Origin of the sequence: Pseudomonas cyclaminis (assembly GCF_015163715.1) — a bacterium.
GTDB lineage: Bacteria > Pseudomonadota > Gammaproteobacteria > Pseudomonadales > Pseudomonadaceae > Aquipseudomonas > Aquipseudomonas cyclaminis.
Map to the genome: position 1 here is coordinate 15095 of NZ_JADDUM010000154.1, position 23625 is coordinate 38719.

At 61.2% G+C, this 23625-nt stretch carries 18 protein-coding genes and 1 pseudogene; 6 read left to right on the plus strand and 13 right to left on the minus strand.

The annotated features are described in order from the left end of the window. Positions 1-260 precede the first annotated feature (260 nt). The gene (estP, locus tag IQK56_RS19055) at positions 261-2183 is read left to right on the plus strand and encodes an esterase EstP (protein ID WP_193862795.1); all 1923 of its coding nucleotides are present in this window, start codon (positions 261-263) and stop codon (positions 2181-2183) included. A 72-nt stretch (positions 2184-2255) separates the two neighbouring features. Here estP and trpE read toward each other — a convergent pair whose 3' ends face one another. The 10 genes and pseudogenes from trpE to IQK56_RS19105 all read right to left on the minus strand — a co-directional run bounded on the left by trpE (position 2256) and on the right by IQK56_RS19105 (position 13883). Next, positions 2256-3737: an anthranilate synthase component I gene (trpE, locus tag IQK56_RS19060; protein WP_122307629.1), complete on the minus strand. Its 1482-nt coding sequence runs from the start codon at positions 3735-3737 to the stop codon at positions 2256-2258. A gap of 70 nt (positions 3738-3807) precedes the next feature. Next, entirely contained in the window at positions 3808-4626 is an 819-nt protein-coding gene (locus IQK56_RS19065; RefSeq protein WP_150677357.1) for a phosphoglycolate phosphatase, read from the minus strand. Further along, on the minus strand, positions 4623-5297 hold the full coding sequence (gene rpe, locus IQK56_RS19070; protein ID WP_122307631.1) for a ribulose-phosphate 3-epimerase: 675 nt from the start codon (positions 5295-5297) through the stop codon (positions 4623-4625). The genes IQK56_RS19065 and rpe overlap by 4 nt, the downstream gene beginning before the upstream one ends. An 84-nt stretch (positions 5298-5381) precedes the next feature. Next, positions 5382-6530, minus strand: a complete 1149-nt coding sequence (locus IQK56_RS19075; protein WP_122307632.1) for an iron-containing alcohol dehydrogenase — start codon at positions 6528-6530, stop codon at positions 5382-5384. A 154-nt stretch (positions 6531-6684) separates the two neighbouring features. After that, on the minus strand, positions 6685-7509 hold the full coding sequence (locus tag IQK56_RS19080) for an ABC transporter permease (RefSeq protein ID WP_017739612.1): 825 nt from the start codon (positions 7507-7509) through the stop codon (positions 6685-6687). Positions 7510-7521: 12 nt separating this feature from the next. After that, positions 7522-8748 carry an ABC transporter permease gene (locus tag IQK56_RS19085; protein WP_193862797.1) on the minus strand — a complete coding sequence of 409 codons (1227 nt, stop codon included), beginning with the start codon at positions 8746-8748 and terminating at the stop codon, positions 7522-7524. A 79-nt stretch (positions 8749-8827) separates the two neighbouring features. Continuing rightward, complete coding sequence (locus IQK56_RS19090) at positions 8828-9868, minus strand: ABC transporter substrate-binding protein (RefSeq protein WP_099585658.1); 1041 nt, start codon at positions 9866-9868, stop codon at positions 8828-8830. A gap of 44 nt (positions 9869-9912) precedes the next feature. Then, complete coding sequence (locus tag IQK56_RS19095) at positions 9913-11025, minus strand: ABC transporter ATP-binding protein (RefSeq protein ID WP_099585659.1); 1113 nt, start codon at positions 11023-11025, stop codon at positions 9913-9915. Positions 11026-11239: 214 nt separating this feature from the next. Continuing rightward, positions 11240-11869: a response regulator gene (locus IQK56_RS19100; protein ID WP_025857051.1), complete on the minus strand. Its 630-nt coding sequence runs from the start codon at positions 11867-11869 to the stop codon at positions 11240-11242. Positions 11870-11887: 18 nt separating this feature from the next. Then, positions 11888-13883, minus strand: a pseudogene (locus IQK56_RS19105) (PAS domain-containing sensor histidine kinase). A 77-nt stretch (positions 13884-13960) separates the two neighbouring features. Here IQK56_RS19105 and IQK56_RS19110 point away from each other — a divergent pair. Further along, positions 13961-14935 (plus strand): alpha/beta hydrolase family protein, encoded by a 975-nt coding sequence (locus IQK56_RS19110; protein ID WP_122307636.1) that lies wholly within the window; start codon positions 13961-13963, stop codon positions 14933-14935. Positions 14936-15017: 82 nt separating this feature from the next. On the opposite strand, the gene IQK56_RS19115 is transcribed toward IQK56_RS19110, so the two are convergent. Genes IQK56_RS19115 through IQK56_RS19125 form a run of 3 tightly spaced genes read right to left on the minus strand, consistent with a single transcriptional unit; the run spans position 15018 to position 17483 of the window. Beyond that, positions 15018-15785 carry a TerB family tellurite resistance protein gene (locus IQK56_RS19115; protein WP_122307637.1) on the minus strand — a complete coding sequence of 256 codons (768 nt, stop codon included), beginning with the start codon at positions 15783-15785 and terminating at the stop codon, positions 15018-15020. A 1-nt stretch (position 15786) separates the two neighbouring features. Continuing rightward, positions 15787-16461, minus strand: a complete 675-nt coding sequence (gene murU, locus IQK56_RS19120) for an N-acetylmuramate alpha-1-phosphate uridylyltransferase MurU (RefSeq protein ID WP_193862799.1) — start codon at positions 16459-16461, stop codon at positions 15787-15789. Continuing rightward, positions 16458-17483 carry an aminoglycoside phosphotransferase family protein gene (locus IQK56_RS19125; RefSeq protein WP_193862801.1) on the minus strand — a complete coding sequence of 342 codons (1026 nt, stop codon included), beginning with the start codon at positions 17481-17483 and terminating at the stop codon, positions 16458-16460. The genes murU and IQK56_RS19125 overlap by 4 nt, the downstream gene beginning before the upstream one ends. 130 nt (positions 17484-17613) lie before the next feature. On the opposite strand from IQK56_RS19125, the gene IQK56_RS19130 reads away from it, so the two are divergent. The 4 genes from IQK56_RS19130 to rsmA are packed head-to-tail and all read left to right on the plus strand — an operon-like array spanning position 17614 to position 23537. Further along, complete coding sequence (locus tag IQK56_RS19130) at positions 17614-20427, plus strand: LPS-assembly protein LptD (protein ID WP_193862803.1); 2814 nt, start codon at positions 17614-17616, stop codon at positions 20425-20427. After that, complete coding sequence (locus IQK56_RS19135) at positions 20402-21742, plus strand: peptidylprolyl isomerase (protein ID WP_122307641.1); 1341 nt, start codon at positions 20402-20404, stop codon at positions 21740-21742. Before IQK56_RS19130 ends, IQK56_RS19135 begins: the two co-directional genes overlap by 26 nt. Beyond that, positions 21739-22728 (plus strand): 4-hydroxythreonine-4-phosphate dehydrogenase PdxA, encoded by a 990-nt coding sequence (gene pdxA, locus IQK56_RS19140; RefSeq protein WP_150760193.1) that lies wholly within the window; start codon positions 21739-21741, stop codon positions 22726-22728. The genes IQK56_RS19135 and pdxA overlap by 4 nt, the downstream gene beginning before the upstream one ends. Further along, entirely contained in the window at positions 22725-23537 is an 813-nt protein-coding gene (gene rsmA / locus IQK56_RS19145) for a 16S rRNA (adenine(1518)-N(6)/adenine(1519)-N(6))-dimethyltransferase RsmA (protein ID WP_099585669.1), read from the plus strand. Before pdxA ends, rsmA begins: the two co-directional genes overlap by 4 nt. The last annotated feature ends 88 nt before the right edge of the window (positions 23538-23625 follow it).

Sequence of the window (23625 nt, forward strand, 5' to 3'; positions counted from 1 at the left end):
CCGGCAGAGAAAAATGTCAGGCGCGCCAACGCCAACGGGCGTGTGCCTTGACTACTCGCATCAAGAGTTTGCTGATGATCAACACGGGGAGGGTCTCATTCATACGTTCAGGCACAGTAACGTAGCCTAGCCAGCGGTGCAATATGGAGTAGCAAATACGGGGGGGAACGGTAGGTGAATTCGGTATATCCCTACAGAAAACGCCAGAAGTTTTGCTAGTGTTTGAGTTCCGATACAAAAACAACCAAATGGAACCTTGCATGTTCAGACCGGCATTTTTCGCGCCCCTTGCCAGCTGTCTCTTGTCACTGGCATGCGCCCAGGCGTTTGCAGCTCCGTCACCGTATTCAACGATGGTGGTTTTTGGTGACAGCCTGGCCGATGCGGGCCAGTTTCCCGATGGCTCGAATGGCTCCACGCTACGCTTTACCAACCGTACAGGCCCGACATTCCAGGGTGAATACGGCCTGGTTTCATCGACCCTGTTGGGCGCGAAACTGGGAGTAGCCCCCAACGACCTGACCGCCTCCACCTCACCGGTTCGCGCAGCCCAGGGCTTGCCAGATGGCAACAACTGGGCCGTCGGTGGCTACCGTACCGACAATATCCTCGACTCCATTACCTCGGTTTCAGATGCCGCCATCCCTCCCGGCAACCCTGGTGCGGGTACAGTTTTGCGCAGCCGCCAGGGATATCTGCCAGCCAACGGCGGACGGGCCGATCCCAATGCACTGTACTTTCTCTCCGGCGGCGGCAATGACTTCCTCCAAGGTCGCGTACTGAACCCCGAACAAGCGGTCGCCGCCGGCGGGCGCCTGGCTGACAGCGCCCAGGCGCTGCAACAAGCCGGTGCGCGTTACATCATGGTGTGGATGTTGCCCGACCTTGGGTTGACGCCCGCCATCAATGGCACCCCGCAGCAGGCCGCAACCTCGGCCCTGAGCAATATATTCAACCAGTCATTGGTTCAGCGCCTGTCGTACGTCGACGCCCAGGTTATCCCGTTGAATATTCCATTGCTGTTGAAGGAAGCTTTCGCCGATCCAGCGCGCTTCGGCCTGGCCACGGGGCAGAATCTGACCGGCACCTGTTTCAGCGGCAACAACTGCACCGCTAACCCAACCTATGGCATTGGCGGTACCAACCCGGACCCGACCAAGCTGATCTACAACGACTCGGTCCACCCTACGGTGGCGGGGCAACAATTGATTGCCGACTACGCCTATTCGCTGCTGGCGGCGCCTTGGGAGTTGACCTTGCTGCCGGAAATGGCCCAAGGCACATTGCGCGCCCACCAGGACGAGCTGCGCAATCAATGGCAAGCAGACAACGGCAACTGGCAAGCCGTCGGTCAATGGCGTGCAATCGTGGCCGGCGGTGGGCAGCGTCTGGATTTCGACGACCAGAGCAGTTCGGCCAGTGGCGATGGCAGCGGCTACAACCTGAATATCGGCGGCAGCTACCGGCTCGATGAAAACTGGCGCGTAGGTGTTGCCGCCGGCCTGTATCGACAGACACTGGAAGCTGGCACCAACGATTCGGACTACAAGCTCAACAGCTACATGGGCACGGCCTTCGCTCAATACCAGCAAAATCACTGGTGGGCCGATGCCGCCTTGACCGGTGGCAAACTGGACTTCGACAGCCTCAAGCGCAAGTTCGCCCTGGGCGTGAACGAAGCGTCCGAAAAAGGCGATACCGATGGCTGGCTCTGGGCCTTGAGCGGCCGGCTGGGCTACGACCTTGCTGCACCGGGCAGCGACTGGCACGTGTCGCCGTTCATCAGCGCCGATTATGCACGCGTCGAAGTGAATGGTTATTCGGAAAAAAGCAGTCGCTCCACCGCACTGACCTTCAATGATCAACAACGTGATTCCAAGCGCTTGGGCGTCGGGCTGCAAGGCAGCTACCGCGTCACACCGCAAACCCAGGTGTTCGGCGAAGTGGCTCACGAACACGAGTTCGAAAATGACACGCAGAAGGTGAATATTTCGCTCAACAGCGTGCAGGGAATCGACTTCAAGCTGGACGGGTATACGCCTCGCAGCAATTCCGATCGCTTGAGCCTTGGAGTCAGCCATAAACTGACTCAAGAGCTGGCGTTACGGGCGGCGTATAACCTGAGGAAGGATGACAATTTGACCCAGCAAGGGGTCAATGTCGGGGTGAGCCTGGATTTCTGACGCGGGTTCAAGCCAACGCAAAAAATGTGGGAGGGGGCCTGCTCCCTCCCATACTTGGGCCTGAATCGGCCGTTAGTCCTGCGGGGTCTGCTCTGCCAGCGCCACGGCACGGAACATCGCCCGGCGCTTGTTCAGGGTTTCTTCCCATTCGAGGGCCGGCACCGAGTCGGCGACAATCCCGCCACCGGCCTGCACATGCAGTTCCCCGTCCTTGATCACCGCGGTGCGGATCGCAATCGCAGTGTCCATATTGCCGTTCCAGGCAAAATACCCCACGGCGCCGCCGTAGACACCCCGTTTGACCGGCTCCAGTTCGTCGATGATTTCCATGGCGCGGATCTTCGGCGCACCCGACAGCGTGCCCGCCGGCAGGATCGCTCGCAACGCATCCATTGCAGTCAAGCCAGCCTTCAGCTCGCCCGTGACGTTGGACACGATGTGCATAACATTGGAGTAACGCTCGATGACCATCTTCTCGGTCAGTTTCACCGAGCCGATTTCCGAGACTCGCCCGGTATCGTTGCGGCCCAGGTCGATGAGCATCAGGTGCTCGGCGATTTCCTTGTCGTCGCTCAGCAGGTCTTCCTCCAACGCCAGGTCGGCTTCTTCGGTCGCGCCACGTGGGCGCGTACCGGCAATCGGGCGCACGGTGATCAGGTTGTCTTCGACGCGCACCAGCACTTCCGGCGAACTGCCCACGACGTGGAAGTCGCCAAAATTGAAGAAGTACATGTAAGGCGTCGGGTTGAAGCAGCGCAGCGCACGGTACAAGTCGATCGGCGCAGCCTTGAAGTCGATGGACATGCGCTGCGACGGCACTACCTGCATGCAGTCGCCAGCCAGGATGTATTCCTTGATGGTGTCGACGGCACGCTCGTAGTCATTCTGGGTAAAGCTGGAGCGGAACACCGGATCGCTCGCCGGCGGGCGGCTGAGGTCCAGGCCGCGACGCGGGGTGATCGGCTGGCGCAGTTTTTCCAGCAAGGCTTCCAGGCTGGCCTGGCCTTGTTCGAACGCATCTTCGCGGGACGGGTCGGCCAGGACGATGGCGTGCATCTTGCCGGCGAGGTTGTCGAACACCACCACCGCGTCCGAGACCATCAGCAGAATGTCCGGCACGCCCAGCGGATCCGGGTTCGGGCATTTGCCCAGGCGTTTTTCTACATAACGCACGCAGTCGTAGCCGAAATACCCGACCAGGCCGCCATTGAAGCGCGGCAGGCCAGCAATGGTCGGCACGTTGTAGCGCGCCTTGAAGGTTTCGACAAAGGCCAGCGGGTCTTCTACGTCATGGCTTTCGATCTCGACGCCATCATGGGTGATGCTCACATGATGATCGTGCACCCGCATCACGGTGCGGCATGGCAGGCCGATGATCGAATAACGGCCCCATTTCTCGCCGCCCTGTACCGATTCCAACAGATAGGAATTGGGCTCGTCAGCCAGTTTCAGGTAGATCGACAGCGGCGTGTCGAAGTCGGCCAGGGTTTCGCAGGCCAGGGGAATACGGTTATAGCCGGCAGCGGCCAAACGCAGGAATTCTTCGCGATTCATGAGGTGCCTCGTGGTGTGAGGGTCTAACAGTCAGGTATGCAAACGTGCCGCAGGGCGCGGCCAGGATCAGTCAGGCGCGCCAACGCCAGCGGGCCAGGGCCTTGATGACTTTCATCCAGAGTTTGCGAGTGACCACCACGATGGGATTTCCAGAAGGGGACGGATCGGTATCGGGCAACGTTATCTCAGCGCCCGCTCCCAAGCAACCGGGGATTAGCAGTCGCAGGTCATCAATGACCAGCGCCGGCGACTCTTCGGCAATCGGCCGGCCATGGTTATAGCCGTAGCTCAGGGCGACACACTGCACGCCCGCTGCTTTTGCCGCCTGCACATCAGTACGCGAATCGCCGACAAACAACGACTGGGACGCCGGGATATTGGCCATTTTCATCACGAAAAACAGCGCCGCCGGGTCGGGTTTCTTCTGCGGCAAGGTATCGCCACCGATGATCCAGCGGAAATACCGGCCGATTTTCATCTGGTCCAACAGCGGCGCGACGAAACGCTCCGGCTTGTTGGTGATCAGGGCCATTTCCACGCCCTGCTTGTGCAGCCATTTGAGGGTGTCGCGCACGCCGGGGTAAACCACGGTCAATTCATGGCCGTCTTCATAGGCGGCATTGAACAGTTCCAGGGCACGCTCGGCCTCCACCTCATCGACGCCTTCGGGGTCGATGTTGTTGGCCAGGGCCCGGCGTACCAGCATGTGCACGCCGTTGCCCACCCAGTTACGCACGGACGCCAGACCCGCAGGCGGGCGCCCCAGCTTGAGCAGCATGTGGTCCACCGCCGCCGCCAAGTCAGGCACCGAATCGATCAACGTACCGTCCAGATCGAACATCACCAACCGTGGCAGTTTGCCGGGGAACAACTGCTCAAAGCCGCTCATGGACGTGCCAGCGCCAGTTCTGCCCGCATCTTGTCGATCACTTCCTGGTAGTTCGGCGCGTTGAAGATCGCCGAACCGGCGACGAACGTGTCGGCACCGGCCGCTGCGATTTCACGGATATTGTTGACGTTGACCCCACCGTCGATTTCCAGGCGGATATCACGGCCCGAGGCATCGATCAGCGCGCGGGCTTCGCGCAGCTTGTCGAGGGTGCCGGGGATGAACTTCTGCCCGCCGAAGCCTGGGTTGACGCTCATCAGCAGCACCATGTCGACCTTGTCCATCACGTACTTGAGTACGTCCAGCGGGGTCGCCGGGTTGAACACCAGGCCCGCCTTGCAGCCGCCTTCGCGGATCAGTTGCAGGGTGCGGTCGACATGCAGCGAGGCTTCCGGATGGAAGGTGATGTAGGTCGCGCCGGCGTCGATGAAGTCGCCGATGATGCGATCCACCGGGCTGACCATCAGGTGCGCATCAATCGGCGCGGTGATGCCGTATTTGCGCAGAGCCGCGCAGACCATCGGGCCGATGGTCAGGTTGGGCACGTAATGGTTGTCCATGACATCGAAGTGCACGAAGTCGGCACCGGCGGCCAACACGTTGTCCACTTCCTCACCCAGTCGGGCGAAATCGGCGGAGAGAATCGATGGGGCAATAACGAAGGGCTGCATGACGCACCTTTTCTGAGCTAAATCACGATGGCGCGCATTGTATACCTCATGCTTTGCTGCGCGCACCGTGACCTGGCTCAATGGCTAGTACGCGGCCCGGTAAATTTTCTCGATATCCGCCACACTGAGCTTGCGCGGATTGTTGCGCATCAGCCGTTCGATCCCGGCGGCTTCCGCAGCCATGGTCGGAATGGCGCCTTCGGGAATCCCGAAACTGTGAAGCCCGGCCGGGATCTCGACCGCGGCACACAGTCGCGTCATCGCCTCGACCGCCTTGTCGGCCGCGTCATTGGCACTCAACCCCGTGATGTTCACGCCCATGGCCTGGGCGATGTCCTGCATACGCTCGACACACGCGAGCTTGTTCCAGTGCATCACATAGGGCAGCAACAGCGCGTTACTCACGCCATGGGCGATATTGAAGCGCCCGCCCAGCGGATACGCCAATGCATGCACCGCGCCCACCCCGGCATTGCCGAAGGCCATGCCGGCCATCAGGCTGGCGGTGGCCATGTCGTCGCGGGCCTGCAAATTGGCCGGGTTGGCGTAGGCCTTGGGCAGCGCCTTGGCGATCAGCTTGATGGCGCCGATGGCCAAGGCGTCGGTGATCGGCGAGGCATTGAGCGACAGATAGGACTCCACGGCATGCACCAGCGCATCCACACCACTGGCGGCGGTGACGCTGCGCGGGCAGGTCAGGGTCATTTGCGGGCTGATGAGCGCCACGTCCGGCAACAAGTAGTCGCTGACGATGCCCTTTTTGAGCTGCGCGGCCTTGTCGGAGAGGATCGCCACATTGGTCACCTCCGAGCCGGTGCCGGCCGTGGTCGGGATGGCGATCAGCGGCGGGCCCTTGCGCGGCACCTGGTCGACACCAAACAAGTCAGCCAGGGCGCCGTGGTAACCGGCGTAAGCGGCCACGCTTTTGGCGATGTCGATGGCGCTGCCGCCGCCCAGCCCGATCAAACCGTCGTGGCCGCCGTCGCGGTAAGCCTGCATGCAGTCTTCGACAATGGCGATTTCCGGGTCCGGCAGCACGCGGTCGAAAATCTCATAGGGGCGGTCGCCCAAATGTTCGAGCGCCAACGCCACGGTGCCGGATTTGACCAGCACGGCGTCGGTGACGATCAGCGGGTTATCCACGTCCAGGCGCGTGAGTTCAAAGGCCAGTTGTTCGATGGCGCCAGCGCCGGTCAGGAGTTTGTGGGCGATCTTGAATGAGGAAGTACTCATGTGCGCGGCCTCTTATTCGGAAATGGGCTGGCACAAGAATAGCTGACCGAAACAGGTTGTCTTCCATTCAGCAGCTGAATGGTCTTTGTGGTTCAACACACAACCCTTGTGGGAGGCGGCTTGCCCCCTCCCACATTTTGATCTGCGCTGCGCTTTAGACCTGGGCGGTACGCAGTTTTTCACTACGGCCACGCAACCATTCGAGAGTCAGCAACAACAGCACCGAGAACGCAATCAACAAGGTCGCCGCTGCGGCAATGGTAGGGCTGAGGTTTTCGCGGATACCGCTGAACATCTGCCGTGGCAGGGTCGCTTGCTCCGGGCCGGCAAGGAACAGCGTCACCACCACCTCGTCGAACGAGGTCGCGAACGCAAACAGCGCCCCGGATATCACCCCCGGTGCAATCAACGGCAAGGTCACCCGACGAAAGGCGGTGAGTGGCGAAGCCCCCAGGCTGGCCGCCGCACGCACCAGATTGTGGTTAAACCCCTGCAACGTCGCCGACACCGTGATGATTACAAACGGCACACCCAACACCGCGTGCACCACGATCAGCGAGAAGAAACTGTTACCCAAACCCAGCGGCGCAAAGAACAGGTAGCTGGCCACGCCGATGATCACCACCGGCACCACCATCGGCGAAATCACCAAAGCCATCACCAGTGCCTTACCGGGGAAATTGCCACGGGTCAGGCCAATTGCCGCCAGTGTACCGAACACCATGGCCAGCACCGTGGCCGCCGGGGCGACGATGATGCTGTTCTTCAGCGCACGCATCCACTCGGCCGAGGCGAAGAAATCCTGGTACCAGTGCAGTGAGAAGCCCTGCAACGGGTATACCAGGAAACTGCCGCTGTTGAACGACAGCGGGATGATCACCAGTACGGGCAGGATCAGGAACAGCAGGATCAAGCCGCAGAGGATCCGCAAGCTGTAGAACCAAACCCGCTCAACGGGCGACATGTAAGGGCTCAGCATCGCAAGGTCTCCTCAGCTCAGGCGCAGGCGGCTGGCGCCGACCAGACGGTTGTAGATCAGGTACAGCACCACGGTCGCCAGCAGCAGCAAGCCGCCCAACGCCGTCGCCATGCCCCAGTTGATGCTGGTGTTGGTGTAGAAGGCCACGAAGTAGCTGACCATCTGGTCGTTCGGGCTGCCCAGCAAGGCCGGGGTGATGTAGTAACCAATCGCCAGGATGAACACCAACAGGCAACCGGCGCCCACGCCGGCGTAGGTTTGCGGGAAGTACACCCGCCAGAAACTGGCAAACGGGTGGCAGCCCAGGGAAATAGCGGCACGCATGTAGGTGGGCGAGATGCCTTTCATCACGCTGTAGATCGGCAGGATCATGAACGGCAACAGAATGTGCACCATGGAGATGTAGACCCCGGTGCGGTTGAACACCAACTCCAGGGGCTTATCGATCAACCCCATGCCCATCAGTGCGCTGTTGATCAGCCCGCCGGACTGCAACAGCACGATCCACGCCGCCACCCGCACCAGGATCGAGGTCCAGAACGGCAGCAACACCAGGATCATCAGCAGGTTGCTTTTACGCGCCGGCAGGTTGGCCAGCAGATACGCCAGGGGATAGGCCAGCAACAGGCAGATCACGGTGATCACCAGGCCCATCCAGAAGGTGCGGGCGAAGATGTCCAGGTAGATCGCCTGGTCCGGGGTGGCCGGAGCCACTTCGCCGAGGTCGTCGATACGGTGATCCACGGCTGCCAGCAGATAGAACGGCGTCAGGCTGCTGGTATTGCGCCGGATCGCCTGCCAGTACGCCGGGTCGCCCCAGCGTTCGTCGAGGGTTTCCAGCGCTTCTTTATAAGAGGCCGGCGCTTCGGTAAACGGCAGCGCCCGCGCGGTTTTGGTCAGCAGGCTGCGATAGCCGGCCAGTTCCATGTTCAAGCGTTTGGACAGATCGCCCAGGGTCTGGTTTTTGCGTGCTTCGCCCAAGTCCTCACTGAGGGCCTGGTACACCGGCTCGCCGGGCAGGCCACGACCGTCCCAGGCAGTCACCGCCACCACCGTACGCGGCAGGCCAGCGACCACTTCCGGGTTGCCGACGCTTTTAAACAACAGCGCGACGATCGGCACCAGGAACACCAGCAGCAAAAACAGCACCAGCGGCGCAATCAGGGCCTGGGCCTTCCAGCGATTGAGCCGCTCGGCACGCGCCAGGCGCTGCTTGAGGGTGGGAATGGCGATGGCCATGGCAAACTCCGGATCTTGAAGATAAATGCAGATCTCATGTGGGAGGGGGCAAGCCCCCTCCCACAGGGCTTAGGCGGTGTTATTTAGCAGCCCAGGAGTTGAAGCGCTGCTCAAGCTGCTCGCCGTTATCCGCCCAGAAGCTCACATCGATCTGCACCTGGTTGGCGATGTTCTCTGGCGTGGTCGGCATGTCCTTGAGGATGTCCTTGGCCAGCAACGGTACGGCTTGGGTGTTGGCCGGGCCGTAGGCGATGTTTTCCGAGTAGGTCTTCTGCTGCTGCGGCGCGACCGAGAAGGCGATGAATTTCTTCGCCGCTTCTGCACGATCCTTGGCCAGGCCTTTTGGAATGGCCCACGCGTCGAAGTCGTAGATGCCGCCGTTCCACACCACTTTCAGGTTGCTTTCTTTCTGCACGGCGGCGATGCGGCCGTTGTAGGCCGAACTCATCACCACGTCACCCGAGGCGAGGTACTGCGGCGGTTGTGCGCCGGCTTCCCACCACTGGATCGACGGCTTGAGTTCGTCGAGTTTCTTGAACGCCCGGTCCTGGCCATCTTTGCCGGCCAGCACTTTGTACACATCCTTCGGCGCTACGCCGTCGGCCATCAACGCGAATTCCAGGGTGTACTTGGCGCCTTTACGCAGGCCGCGCTTGCCCGGGAATTTCTTGGTGTCCCAGAAATCCGCCCAGCTGGTTGGCGCGGAGGCCAGTTTGTCGGCGTTGTACGCCAGCACCGTCGACCAAACAAAGAAGCCCACGCCGCACGGCTGGATCGCGCCCTTGACGTAGTTGGCGCTGTCGCCGAACAGTTTCGGGTCGAGCGGTTCGAACATGTCTTCGTCGCAACCGCGGGACAGTTCCGGCGATTCCACCTCCACCAGGTCCCAGGACACGCTCTTGGTGTCGACCATGGCTTTGACCTTGGCCATTTCACCGTTGTACTCACCGGCGACGATCTTGCCGTTGCCTGCGCTTTCCCACGGTGCGTAGAAGGCCTTGACCTGAGCCGCCTTATTCGCGCCGCCGAAGGACACGACCGTCAGGTCGGGGCCCGCCATGGCCTGTGTCGCGCCCATCAAGCTCAATGCCAGAACGGAATACTTCAAGGAACTCAACATTGTTGTTCTCTCCACGTGCAGGGTTGGTGAAGCCATGGGGGCGATCAATTCGCCTCTAGAAGTGGGTCGAGTGCGCGAACGTGCTCGACTTGCCAGCCAATCGGTACCACGTCGCCGACCGCCAGGGCTGGGTCCAGCTCGGCAATCGGTTGTTTCACAAAAAAATCGGCCTTGCCGCAGACTTCCAGGCGCACACGCACGTGGTCGCCCAGGTAGATGAATTCCGCCACCCGCCCGGAGAAGCGGTTGACGCAGCTTTCGCTGGAGCCATTGAGGCTGACCCGTTCCGGACGTACCGACAGCGTGACCGGGCCGCCGATCTGGCCGACGTTGATCGCCAGCGCTTCGACCTTCTCGCCCCGCGCCAACTCGACTACGCAGCGGTCACCGGTATGGCTGTGCAGACGACCATTGAGACGGTTGTTCTCGCCGATGAAATTGGCGACAAAGGTGTTCTTCGGCTCTTCATACAGGGTGCGCGGCGGGGCGATCTGCTGGATCTCGCCCTGGTGGAACACCGCCACTCGGTCGGACATGGTCAGGGCTTCACCCTGGTCGTGGGTCACGTACACCACGGTCACGCCGAGGCGTTGGTGCAGGTGCTTGATCTCCATCTGCATGTGTTCGCGCAGTTGTTTGTCGAGGGCGCCGAGGGGTTCATCCATGAGCACCAATTGCGGTTCGAACACCAGCGCACGGGCCAGGGCCACACGCTGTTGCTGGCCGCCGGAGAGTTGCGCCGGGTAGCGCTGGGCGAAGGCGTCGAGCTGGACCATGCTCAGCACGCGCTTGACCCGCTCGCTGACATCGGTCTTGCTCAAGCCGCGTACAGACAAGGGAAACGCCAGGTTCTCGGCCACGGTCATGTGGGGGAACAGCGCGTAGTTCTGGAACACCATGCCGATGTCGCGCTTGTGCGGCGGCACGTTGTTGATGGAACGCCCGGCCAGCTGGATTTCACCGGCGGTCGGCGTTTCAAAGCCCGCGAGCATCATCAGGCTGGTGGTCTTGCCCGAACCTGAAGGCCCGAGCAAGGTGAGGAACTCGCCCTTGCGAATTTCCAGGTTGAGGTCTTTGACGATCAGGTTCTCGCCGTCGTAGCTCTTCTGCACGCCACGAAAGCTGACCAGCACATCATTTGAATCCACCTCGCTCATACCCGCACCTTTGTGTTTTGGACTGCTGTGGCACAAGCGTAGTCCAGGCGCGAGGCCCCGGAAATCGGGGGCCAGGAGAGAATTGCATCAGCCGGATGGAAGGTTGGGGGTAGGGATTGCCCTACACGGATGGCGGGGATGGGACAGTGCCATAGTGCCAAGCGCCGTGAATGGCGTCAGCGCGGTTTAAAGCAGGTCGCAAACAGGCATGTCGTCACAACAGCTTGTGCTCCATGGCGTACTTCACCAGTTCAGCCAGGGAGGTGATATTGAGCTTTTGCATCAGGCGCGCCTTGTGGGTGCTGATGGTCTTGCTGCTCAGTGCCAGTTGCTGGGCGATGTCATTGACGTTGGCGCCTTGGGCCAGGCGCTCGAACACTGAAAACTCGCGCTCCGACAGTAATGAATGCAAGGGCCGGGCGTCAGTCAGGCCGACTTCGAAGACCATACGGTCGGCCAAGTCCGGGTCGATGTAGCGCCCGCCCGCCGCAACCTTGCGAATCGCCGTGAGCAACAGCGCCGGGTCGCTGTCCTTGGTCGCATAACCGGCAGCGCCGACCTTCAGGGCACGGGCGGCCATTTGCGCTTCATCGTGCATCGACAGCACCAGGATCGCCGGTGGGTTGTTCAATGCACGAATCCGGGCAATGGCTTCCAGGCCGTTGACACCGGGCATCGAGATATCCAGCAACACCACCTCGCACGGTACGTGGCGCAAGGTCTCCAGCAACTGCTCGCCATTGCTCGCCTCCCCCACCACCAGCAGGTCTTTGGCCAGGCCGATCAGCTGCTTGATGCCTTCACGAACGATGGTGTGGTCTTCGGCTACCAGTACACGGATCACAGGAATTTCCTCTTGGTGTTATGCATCCAGCGGCACCGTCACACTCAGGGTAGTGCCCTCCCCCAACTCGCTGTGCAGGCTCAATTGCCCGCCCATGATCAACACGCGCTCGCGCATACCGACCAAGCCAAACGATACCGCACGGCCTTCAGGCTGGACGAAACCGACTCCGTCATCGCTGATGGTCAGCCGCAAATCCGTGCCGTCTATGGCCAGGGTCAACTCCACAGTATGCGCCTGGGCATGGCGCATCACGTTGGTCAGCGCTTCTTGCAGGATACGAAACAGGCCGATGGCCTTGGCGTCGCTCAGGGCCGGCAGGTTATCCGGCACCTGAACCAGGCAGGGAATCTGCGTGCGCGCTTCGAAGCGTCGGGCCTGCCATTCAATCGCGGAGGCGATGCCGGCGTCGAGAATCGGTGGGCGCAGCGCCGTCGCGACGTCCCGCACCAGTTGAAACAGCTGAGCGATCAGGCGCTTCATGCTGTTCAAGCGCTCGTGCAGGCCGGGGTCCAGTTGCGCATAGGCCAACTCACACATGGAGGTTTCCAGCTTGAGCACGGTGAGCATCTGCCCGAGTTCATCGTGAACTTCCCCGGGCGATGCGGGCTTTTTCTTCTTCGCGCACGGTTTCCAGGTGGGCCGACAGTTCGCGCAGTTGCGCTTCACTTTGCATCAATGCGGCCAGCGTGCGGCGCAACTCGGTGACGTCGTTCAGGTAGACCACCAGGTACTCGGCCTCGGCAAACCGCAGAAAGCTCAAGGACACGTTGGCTGGCAGGATGCTGCCGTCGGCGCGCAAACAATCGGTGGCGAAGTTCTGCGGCCCCTCTTCGCTGGCCCGTGCGCGCTTCCACAGGTTGAGCCAACGGTCCATGTCCAGGGTCGGATCGAGGTCGACGAGCGGGCGCTCGATCAAGGCGCCAGGGGCGTAACCGAGCATGCTTTCGGCGGCGTGGTTGGCGTAGCGCACATGGCTGTCCCAATTGACCCATAGGATGCCGACGGTGCTTTGGTCGATGGAAAACTGCGTCAACCGCAGCGCTTGCGCACCGGCGGCGCGGGCGGCGCTTTCTTCCCGCGCGGCCAGCAGTCCATGTTCGAGCACGCGTTGCTGGCGGCGCTGCCAGAACACGGTCGCCAGACTGGCCAACAGCAGCAGGCTCAGTAACAGGCTGAGGTTCTGCCACAGCCCAGGCGACTCCGATAACCGAGGGTATTTGGGTTGCAGCCAACGGCTGTGCAACTGGTCAAGATCGCGGGCGGGGATGGCGGCCAGGGCACTTTCCATAATGCCCGCCAGTTCGGGCCAATCCCTGCGCGTGGCCACCCGCAGCAATTGCGGCAGACCGATGTCCCCCACCACTGCCAGGCCGGCAAACTCGGCCTCGCCAGACAGTCGGCTTAATTGCGCTTCATCCACCACCGCATAACGTGCCTGCTGGCTGACCAACAACTGCAAGGCCTGGCGCTCCATAGGCACACCTTGCAGGTTGAGGCTCGGATAAGTGCTGCGCAGGTAATCGGCCACCGCGCTGGGCATGCGCACGGCAACGCGGGACTGATCGTCGAGTTTTTCCAGCTCCACCGCGCCGCCGCCCTCGCGAACGCCGACGATATGCTGGGGCACGCGCATATACGGGTCGCTGAATAACCACAGGCGCAAACCGGCCGGGGTTTGTTGCAGGCCGGGGGCGATGTCCACCTCATCGTCGCGGACGGCGGCTTCCAGTTGTTCCTGGTTCGGGAAGTTGCGCCAGGTCAGCTCGATATTCAGCGCCTTGGCCAGCGACTGCATCAACTCCACATTAGCCCCGGACAAGCGCTGCAGGCGCCGGTCGTATTGCGCGTAAGGCACCTGCAACACCACGCCCACCCGCAACTCCGGGTGCCGGGCCAGCCATTCGCGCTGCTGCGCAGTGAGCTGCGCCTGCGGGGCGGCAGGCGCGGGGGAGGCGTTTGCGATCAAGGCGACGCACAAACAGCCGATAACCAGCAGACAGCGAAAACCCATGATCCACGTCTCACATCACTGACAAAAACTGACCAACCCTTTAGGCTGCTGGAATCTCTTCTGGCCGGAAATCAACGATGCCCTATCGAAACCGTTCGGCACTGCCAGCATTGTGCCTGTCGCTGCTGTTTACCAGTGCCTTTTCTGTACAGGCTGCTGACGCCCCCGCTCCGGCTGCCGAAAAACCTGTCGAGCGCCAACCCCTGCTTGAGCGCAGCCAGGAAGACGCCAGCGCGCTGGAGCGCACGATACCGCAGCAGGAACAGCAACAACTGCAGGCCGGCAGCGACTCATTTCTCGCCCTGTGGAAACCGGCCAACAGCGCCGAACCCGAAGGCGTGGTGATTATCGTACCCGGCAGCGGTGAAAGTGCTGACTGGCCGCAAGCAATCGGCCCGTTGCGACGCAAATTGCCGGACGCCAATTGGGGCAGTCTCAGTCTGTCGTTGCCGGATGTGAGCGTCGACACCCTGCCGCCGCGCGTGATGGAAGCCCCCAAGGCCACCGTCGACACCAGCAGTAAGGACGCGAGCACCGCCGACAAACCGATCGAACAAGCCGCCAGCGCCGAAGCCGAAGGCACCGATCCGTCAGTGGTGCCGGGTGTCGACGAGCAAGACAAGACCGACGCCTCGCGCATCTTTGACCGCATTGACGCGGCCGTGGCCTTTGCCCAGACCCAGAGCGCACGCAGTGTGGTGCTGGTGGGCCATGGCACCGGCGCGTGGTGGGCTGCACGTTACCTGAGCGAGAAACAGCCGTCCCAAGTGCAGAAGTTTGTGATGGTCGCGGCGCAGACGCCTAACGGGCGTCATCCGGATGTGCAGCAACTGGCGCCCGGCCTGAAACTGCCGACTGCCGATGTCTACTATCAAGACAGCGCCCAGGCACGCAAAAACGCCCAGGCCCGTGCCCAGGCAGCCAAGCGATTGAAGAACGATGGCTACAAGCAGGTGTCACTGAAGACCTTGCCCGGCAACAGCGCGGCGGAACAGGAGCAGTTGTATCGCAGGATTCGCGGGTGGTTGAGCCCGCAGGCCAGCACAGACTGAGGATCAGCCACATCTCTGTGGACTGGCACACCGCTATCGGGGGCAAGCCCCCTCCCACATTCGTCTACGGTTATGCGTGAATCTAACGAAAATCCCGGCGCTCGCGAATCAACGCATAGGCGTTGTGCAGCTCGCGAGTGCGCTCGGTGGCCTCACGCACTTGCGTGGGGGTGGCGCCACTGCCGGCGACTTTATCCGGGTGGTGGCGGCTGAGCAGCCGACGGTAGGCGCGCTTGATTACCGACGGTTCGGTGGTGGCGGTTACACCAAGCAAGCGTAGCGCGTCCTGATAACTGCCGCCGCGATTGACCAGCGTCTTGCGCTCGGGTGTGTAGTCCGCCGCCAAGGCCTTAAGCTGCTGCGGTGTCCAGCCCAACCACTTGCCCCACAAGTCGATCAGGTCGCGCTCGGCATCATCCGCCCTGCCGTCCGCCCAGACCATCCGCCAACAGGCGCGCAACACACCTTCCGCTGCATGGGGCTGGGCCTTGAGCACACGCAGATAACTGCGCATACGGTCGGAGCCAGATTTACCCCGATTGAACGCGGCAATCGCGCGGCGCTGCGCGGACTCGGTCATGTCCAGCGAACGCATCTCCTGTCGCGCCTGCTGGATGTGCCCGTCCACCACGCGCCCGTTGCTTTTGGCCAGGCGCCCGAGCAATACAAACAACAACTCATCATTGCGCAGTACCGGACGACCGCCCATGCGCTCGCGCAGCTGAGCCCAGCTGTGCAGTTGCATTCGACGGTCCAAGGCCTGGCCCAGCAATGCGCCCAACAAGGCCCCCGGAATACTGGCAATGGCGAAGCCAGCCCCGGCGCCGATCAGCGTCCCTGGCCACAACATACTACTGCCCCGCTGTCAGCAGGGTTTCGACTTGCGCCAAGCGCTCCAGCGTGCCGACATCAATCCAGCGTCCCGCCATGTGTTCCCCCGTTACCAAACCTTTAGCCATGGCCTCGCGCAAAAGAGGCGCCAGCTTGAAAGCACCAGCACTGCAACCCGCGAACAACTGGGGGTCGAGCACTGAAATGCCACTGAAGGTCAGGTTATCGGCACCGGGCGCCGCATCATGAAGCAGACCCTGATCAAGGTAGAAATCACCGCCTGAAGGGTGATGCGCCGGGTTGTCGACCATCACCAAGTGGGCCAGGCCCTTGAGCGGCCGATTGAGTCGGGTGAAGTCGTAATCGGTCCAGATATCGCCATTGACCACCAGGAAAGGCTCATCCCCCAGCAACGGCAACGCCTGGAAAATCCCGCCACCGGTTTCCAGGGGTTCGCCCTCCGGGGAGTAGCGGATGTGCAAGCCAAACTGTGCGCCATCCCCCAGGTAGCTCTCGATCTGCTGACCGAGCCAGGCGTGGTTGATCACGATATCGTTGAAGCCAGCCTTGGCCAGCGCCTCCAGGTGATATTCGATCAGCCGCTTGCCGCCGGCCCGCACCAGCGGCTTGGGCGTGTGCAAGGTGAGCGGACGCATCCGCTCGCCTTTGCCGGCGGCCAGGATCATGGCCTTCATACCGTTGCCTCAGCAGGTTGGCGCAGGCTGGTGAGCAACTCGGCCAATTCGCTCAACTCCGGGCGATCCGCGATCACCGCGTCTATATAAGCAAAGAAACGCGGCACGTCGGCCAGGTAGCGCGGCTTGCCGTCGCGATGGCAGATGCGCGCAAAGATACCGATGACCTTGAGGTGGCGCTGCACGCCCATCAGGTCGCTGGCACGCAGGAAGTCATCGAAATCCACGTGCACCGGGATGCCAGCCTGGCCTGCACGCTCCCAATAGCCGCGCTGCCATTCGCGCACGCGCCCCTGGGGCCAACTGAGGAAGGCGTCCTTGAAGAGGCAGGTGATGTCGTAGGTGACCGGGCCGTAGACCGCGTCCTGGAAATCCAGCACGCCGGGGTTCGGCTCGCTGATCATCAGGTTGCGCGGCATGTAGTCGCGGTGCACCAGCACTTTGGGTTGCGCCAGGGCGCTGTCGATCAGGCGGTCGCTGACACGCAGCCAAAGGGCTTGTTGTTGTGCATCCAACTCGACGCCCAGATGGCGACGTATGTACCACTCTGGGAAGAGTTCCAGCTCGCGGCGCAACAAGGCGACGTCATAACTGGGCAGCGGCGCATCCATCGGCAACTGTTGGAACGCCAGCAAGGCATCGATGGCGTCGGCAAAGAGTTGATCGGCGTTTTGCTCGTCAATCACGTCCAGGTAGGTTTTTCTGCCCAGGTCATTGAGCAAAAGAAAGCCGCGCGGCAGATCTTCTGCATAAATTTTTGGAACATTTACGCCCGACTTCGCCAGTAAATGGGCGATATCGACGAAGGGTTTGCAGTTTTCCTGGGGGGGCGGCGCGTCCATTACCACGAAAGTCCGGCCGCCGCCTTCCCAACGGAAGTAGCGCCTGAAACTCGCGTCGCTGCTGGCCGCAGTCAATGTGGCCGGGGGTACGGAGCCCCAGTCCTGAGCGTTGAAAAGGATCGGCAACTGCTCATCCAGCCAGACTTCCAGCTGTTGTAAACGTAGATCTTGCTCGGGCATTACAAGGGTCTCCGACGGCGCTAGCCGTCAAGCGGGGCATGCTTTATTATCACGCATCTTTTTCAGACCATCGAGAGGCGTGCGGCCCAAACCGCGGGCAGATGGCACGCAGGAAGCCCGGACTAATAAGATGGCATTGAAATCCCCCGCGTTTCGTAGAAAATTTCCGTTGCTGGTAACCGGCAGTCTGCTGGCCATGCAACCCTTCGCCACCTCATTCGTGGTCGCCGCGGAACAGTATGACTGCTCAGTCTCTGCTTCGGGTGCCTGGGATTGCGCGCCGAAAACCGCCGCCGCCCCATTGCCACCGCGCCCGGTGCATGACGGCGCTGCCGTCAGCTCGGCCAACAGCACGGCGCAGGCCGATGCTGGTGGCAGTGCCGCGGCCGAACCCAAGACTGCACTGGTCACCGAATCCAAGGGCCGTGGCCTGCGCTCGCGCAGCGCCGACTACAGCCACTTGGACTGGGTACCTCGCGAAAAGTTGACCGCAGCCCAGTTGGCCGAAACCGGTCCTTATTGCGGTGGTGCGTACATCGAGCCGCCTCGTCCTGGCATGAACGACAAGACGGACAAGAGCGATGCGCCGACCTTCATCGGTGCCAAGGCCTCTCGTTACGAGCAGGAACAACAAGTCGCAACCCTGGCCGGTGACGTTGTCATGCGCCAGGGAAGCATGCAGCTTGAAGCCGAAGAAGCCAGCCTGTACCAGGCCGAAAGCCGCGGCGAGCTGAACGGCAACGTACGACTGCGCGACAACGGTGCACTGATCGTCGGCGACCACGCCCAGGTTCAACTGGACACCGGTGCGGCGCAGATCGACAACGCCGAATACGTAATGCACAAGTCACGTATCCGCGGTAACGCGCTGTACGCCAAGCGTGCCGAAAACGCGATCATCCGCCTCAAGGACGGTACGTACACCACCTGCGAGCCGGACAGCAACGCCTGGCAACTCAGGGGCAACAACATCACGTTGAACCCGGCCACCGGTTTCGGTACGGCCACCAATGCGACGTTGCGGATCAAGAACATCCCGATCCTGTACACCCCGTATATCTATTTCCCGATCGACGACCGTCGTCAGTCCGGCTTCCTGCCGCCGAGCTTCAGCACCGGCAACGAAACCGGCTTCACCCTGGTCACGCCGTACTACTTCAACCTGGCGCCGAACTACGACGCCACGTTGTACCCGCAATACATGACCAAGCGCGGCATGATGATGGAAGGCGAATTCCGCTACCTCACCAAGTCCAGCGAAGGCCAGTTCGGCGGCGCGTACCTCAACGACGACAACGACGAACGCAAGCTGCAGACCGATTACGAAAAAACCCGCTATATGCTCAATTGGCAGCATAAAGGTGGGCTGGATTCGCGTGTACTGACCCAGGTCGACTACACAAAGATCAGCGACCCTTATTACTTCCAGGACCTCAAGTCCTACCAGGAAGGCGTCGAGAGCCAGGACTACGTCAACCAGCAGGGTTCCGTGAGTTATCGCGGCGACTCCTACCAGGCACGCTTGAATGTCCAGGCTTATCAGCTGGCCACGATCTCCCAGATCACGCCTTACGACCGACTGCCTCAGATCACCTTCAATGGTCAGCTGCCCTACCACCCAGGTGGTTTGAACTTCAGCTACGAGACCGAAGCAGTTCGGTTTGAACGCAGCCTGGAAAGCGGCAACTTCATCAACGAAAATGGTGATTCCGAACGTCGCCTGGACACCTACGTCAACGGCCTGACCCGCGCAAACGGTACTCGCCTGAACGTAGCGCCAGCTGTCTCCTACCCGATGAACTGGACCTACGGCTTTGTGACGCCGAAGCTTAAGTACGTCTACACCAAGTACGATCTTGACCTGGACAACAAAGGCAAGAACGACATCATCGCTGCACAAGCTGCAGCGGCGACAGCTGGCACCCAATATACCGGCGGCACGTTCAAAAGCTCCCAGGACCGTGCAATTCCTGTAGCCAGCGTAGACAGCGGCCTGTATTTCGACCGCAATACCAACTGGTTCGGCAAAGACTATCGCCAGACCCTTGAGCCACGTGCGTTCTATCTGTACGTACCGAACAAGGACCAAAGCGATATTCCGGTGTTCGACACCAGCGAAACCTCGTTCAGCTACGCGTCGCTGTTCCGCGACAACCGCTTCAGCGGCTCCGACCGTATCGGCGATGAAAACAAGCTGTCCCTGGGCTTGACCAGCCGCTGGATCGAAGAAAACGGCTTCGAGCGTCAACGTGTAGCCGTGGGCCAGGCGCTGTATTTCAAGGACCGTGAAGTGCAACTGCCAGGCATCCTGGCCGCCGACCGTGCCGATGCACAGTCTGACGTATCGCCGGTTGCCCTGGACTACGAGTTCCGCTTCGACCGCGACTGGCGCGCCACTGCCAACTACAACTGGGACACCGAGGAGCACAGCCCTCGCTCCGGCAGCGCGATGCTTCACTACCAGCCTGAGAACGACCCGAACAAGATCATCAACGTCGGTTATCGCTATCGTAACGACCAGGTCGTCTACAACCAGCTGACCGGCAAATGGCAGTTCGGTGGCGACTACGGCACACCAGGCTCGGCGAACTACGTGAAGGATTACTACAAAATCCAACAACACGACTTCTCGATGATGTGGCCGATCATTCCCCAGTGGAACCTGATCACCCGCTGGCAGTATGACTACGCACGCAACCGTACCCTGGAAGCCTTCGGTGGTTTCGAGTACGACAACTGCTGCTGGAAACTGCGCGTCATCAACCGTTACTGGGTTTCCAACGACGAATACAGCCAGATCGCCCCGCTGAACGAAAAGGGTGACCACGGGCTCTTCCTGCAAATCGTCCTCAAAGGACTCGGCGGCCTGACCGGCGCCAAGGTAGAGAGCTTCCTCGACAAAGGCATTGAAGGTTATCGTGAACGTGAAGACCAAGCTTTCTGATTGTCTGCGCCCGCTAGTGCTGGGCGCACTGTTCCTGGGGACCGTATCGGCACACGCTGCGGTTCAACAGCTGGACAAGGTTGTGGCCATCGTCGATAACGACGTGATCATGCAGAGCCAACTGGACCAACGCGTCAAGGAAGTTCAGCAAACCATCGCCAAGCGTGGCGGTGGTGTGCCGCCTACCAGCGTCTTGGACCAACAGGTATTGGAACGTCTGATCGTCGAAAACCTGCAACTGCAGATCGGCGATCGCTCCGGCATCCGAATTTCGGACGAAGAGCTGAACCAGGCTGTAGGCACCATTGCTCAACGCAACAACATGAGCATCGATCAGTTCCGCGCCGCCCTGGCTCACGACGGTCTCTCCTATGAAGACGCTCGTGACCAGATCCGCCGCGAGATGATCATCAGCCGTGTGCGTCAGCGCCGTGTGGCCGAGCGGGTTCAGGTATCGGAACAGGAAGTGAAAAACTTCCTGGCGTCGGACCTGGGCAAGATGCAGCTTTCCGAAGAATTGCACCTGGCCAATATCCTGATCCCAACCCCGGACAGCGCGAACTCCGAGCAGCTCAATGCGGCCGCCGCCAAAACCCAGGCGATCTATGATCGCCTGAAAGGTGGCGCTGATTTTGCCCAGATGGCGATTGCCCAGTCCGGTAGCGACAACGCCCTTGAAGGCGGTGACATGGGCTGGCGTAAAGCCGCCCAGTTGCCACCTCCATTTGACCGCGAGCTGAGCGCCATGGAAGTGGGTGGTATTACCCAGCCAGCGCGTACCCCAGGTGGCTTCATCATCCTGAAGTTGCTGGAACGTCGCGGTGGCGAGACTTCGCTGAAAGACGAAGTTCACGTTCGTCATATCCTGGTCAAACCAAGCGAGATCCGCACCGAAGCACAAACTAAGGAACTGGCCCAGAAGATCTATGACCGCATCGAAGGCGGTGAAGACTTCGCCACCCTGGCCAAGAGCTTTTCGGAAGACCCAGGTTCGGCCCTCAACGGCGGCGACCTGAACTGGATCGACCCGAAAGCCCTGGTGCCGGAGTTCCAGCAGGTGATGGCCGATACGCCGCAAGGCGTGCTGTCCAAGCCGTTCAAGACCCAATATGGCTGGCATGTACTGGAAGTCCTTGGCCGTCGCGCCACCGACAACACCAGCCAGGCCCGCGAGCAACAAGCACTGAACGTACTGCGTAACCGCAAATACGACGAAGAGCTGCAAACGTGGTTGCGCCAGATCCGTGACGAAGCCTACGTGGAAAACAAGCTGCCAGGCGCCGAGCAAACAGGCACCGACCAGGCAGTACAGTGAAACCCCAGCGTTTCGCGGTAACACCCGGCGAGCCGGCCGGCATAGGTCCAGACCTGTGCCTGCTGCTCGCCTCGCAGCCTCAGCCACATCCCCTGATTGCCATCACCAGTCGCGACCTGCTCATTGAGCGGGCTGCGCAACTGGGTGTGGCTGTCAACCTGCTGGACGTGGCGCCGGGCAACTGGCCCGACCAGCCTGCGCCAGCCGGTAGCCTGTATGTGTGGGATACCCCACTTGCAGCCAAGGTGGTTGCCGGGCAACTGGACAAAGCCAATGCGGCGTTCGTGCTGGAAACCCTGACCCGCGCCGGGCAAGGCTGCATTGACGGCGACTTCGCAGGCATGATTACGGCCCCGGTGCACAAGGGAGTGATCAACGAATCCGGCATCGCCTTTTCCGGCCATACCGAATTCCTCGCTGACCTGACCCACACCGAACAAGTCGTGATGATGCTGGCAACTCACGGCCTGCGGGTTGCACTGGTGACCACGCACCTGCCGCTGCGTGAGATTGCCGATGCCATTACCGCTGAACGCGTGGAGCGCGTCACGCGCATCCTGCACGCCGATCTACAGCAAAAATTCGGCATCGCCCAACCGCGCATCCTGGTCTGCGGGCTCAACCCCCATGCCGGTGAAGGCGGCCATTTGGGCCATGAAGAAATCGACATCATCGAACCCACCCTGGAGCGTCTGCGCCAAGAAGGCATGGACCTGCGTGGCCCACTGCCAGCGGACACTCTGTTTACCCCCAAATATCTGGAGCACTGCGACGCAGTGCTGGCGATGTACCATGACCAGGGGCTGCCGGTGCTGAAATACAAAGGCTTCGGCGCCGCCGTCAACGTGACACTGGGCCTGCCGATCATCCGCACGTCCGTCGACCATGGCACTGCCCTGGACCTGGCGGGCAGCGGCAAGATCGATACCGGCAGCCTGCGCGTGGCCCTGGAAACCGCCTATCAGATGGCCGAGACCCGTATATGACTGAGCATTACCAACACCGGGCGCGCAAGCGTTTCGGGCAAAACTTCCTGCACGACGCCGGCGTGATCGACCGCATCCTGCGCTCCATCCATGCCAAGCCCGAAGACCGCCTGCTGGAAATCGGCCCAGGCCAGGGCGCATTGACCCAAGGCCTGCTGGCCAGCGGGGGCCAACTGGACGTGGTTGAACTGGACAAGGATCTGATCCCGATCCTCAACCAGCAGTTCGCCGGCAAATCCAACTTCAACCTGCACCAGGGTGATGCACTGAAGTTCGACTTCAACTCCCTCAACGCCGCGCCCAACAGCCTGCGCGTGGTCGGTAACCTGCCGTACAACATCTCTACGCCGCTGATTTTCCACCTGCTGAACAACGCCGGGATCATCCGCGACATGCACTTCATGCTGCAGAAAGAAGTGGTGGAGCGCCTGGCCGCAGGCCCTGGCGGTGGTGACTGGGGCCGTCTGTCGATCATGGTCCAGTACCACTGCCGTGTTGAACACCTGTTCAACGTAGGTCCAGGTGCGTTCAATCCGCCACCTAAGGTCGACTCTGCCATCGTCCGCCTGGTGCCACACGCCGTGCTGCCGCACCCGGCCAAGGATCACAAGTTGCTGGAGCGCGTGGTGCGCGAGGCGTTCAACCAACGCCGCAAAACCCTGCGCAACACACTCAAAGCCCTGCTGAGCAACGCCGAAATCGAAGCCGCCGGCGTCGACGGCAGCCTGCGCCCGGAGCAACTGGACCTCGCCGCGTTTGTGCGCCTGGCCGACCAGCTTGCCATCCAGCCTGCGCCAGCCGCCGACTGAAGCACCCAGGCATGGCCAGACACATGTCTGGCCTAGTGCCCACCTCTTGGCCTAGACTGATCCGCATCTGCTGTCCTCCGCTTTTGCT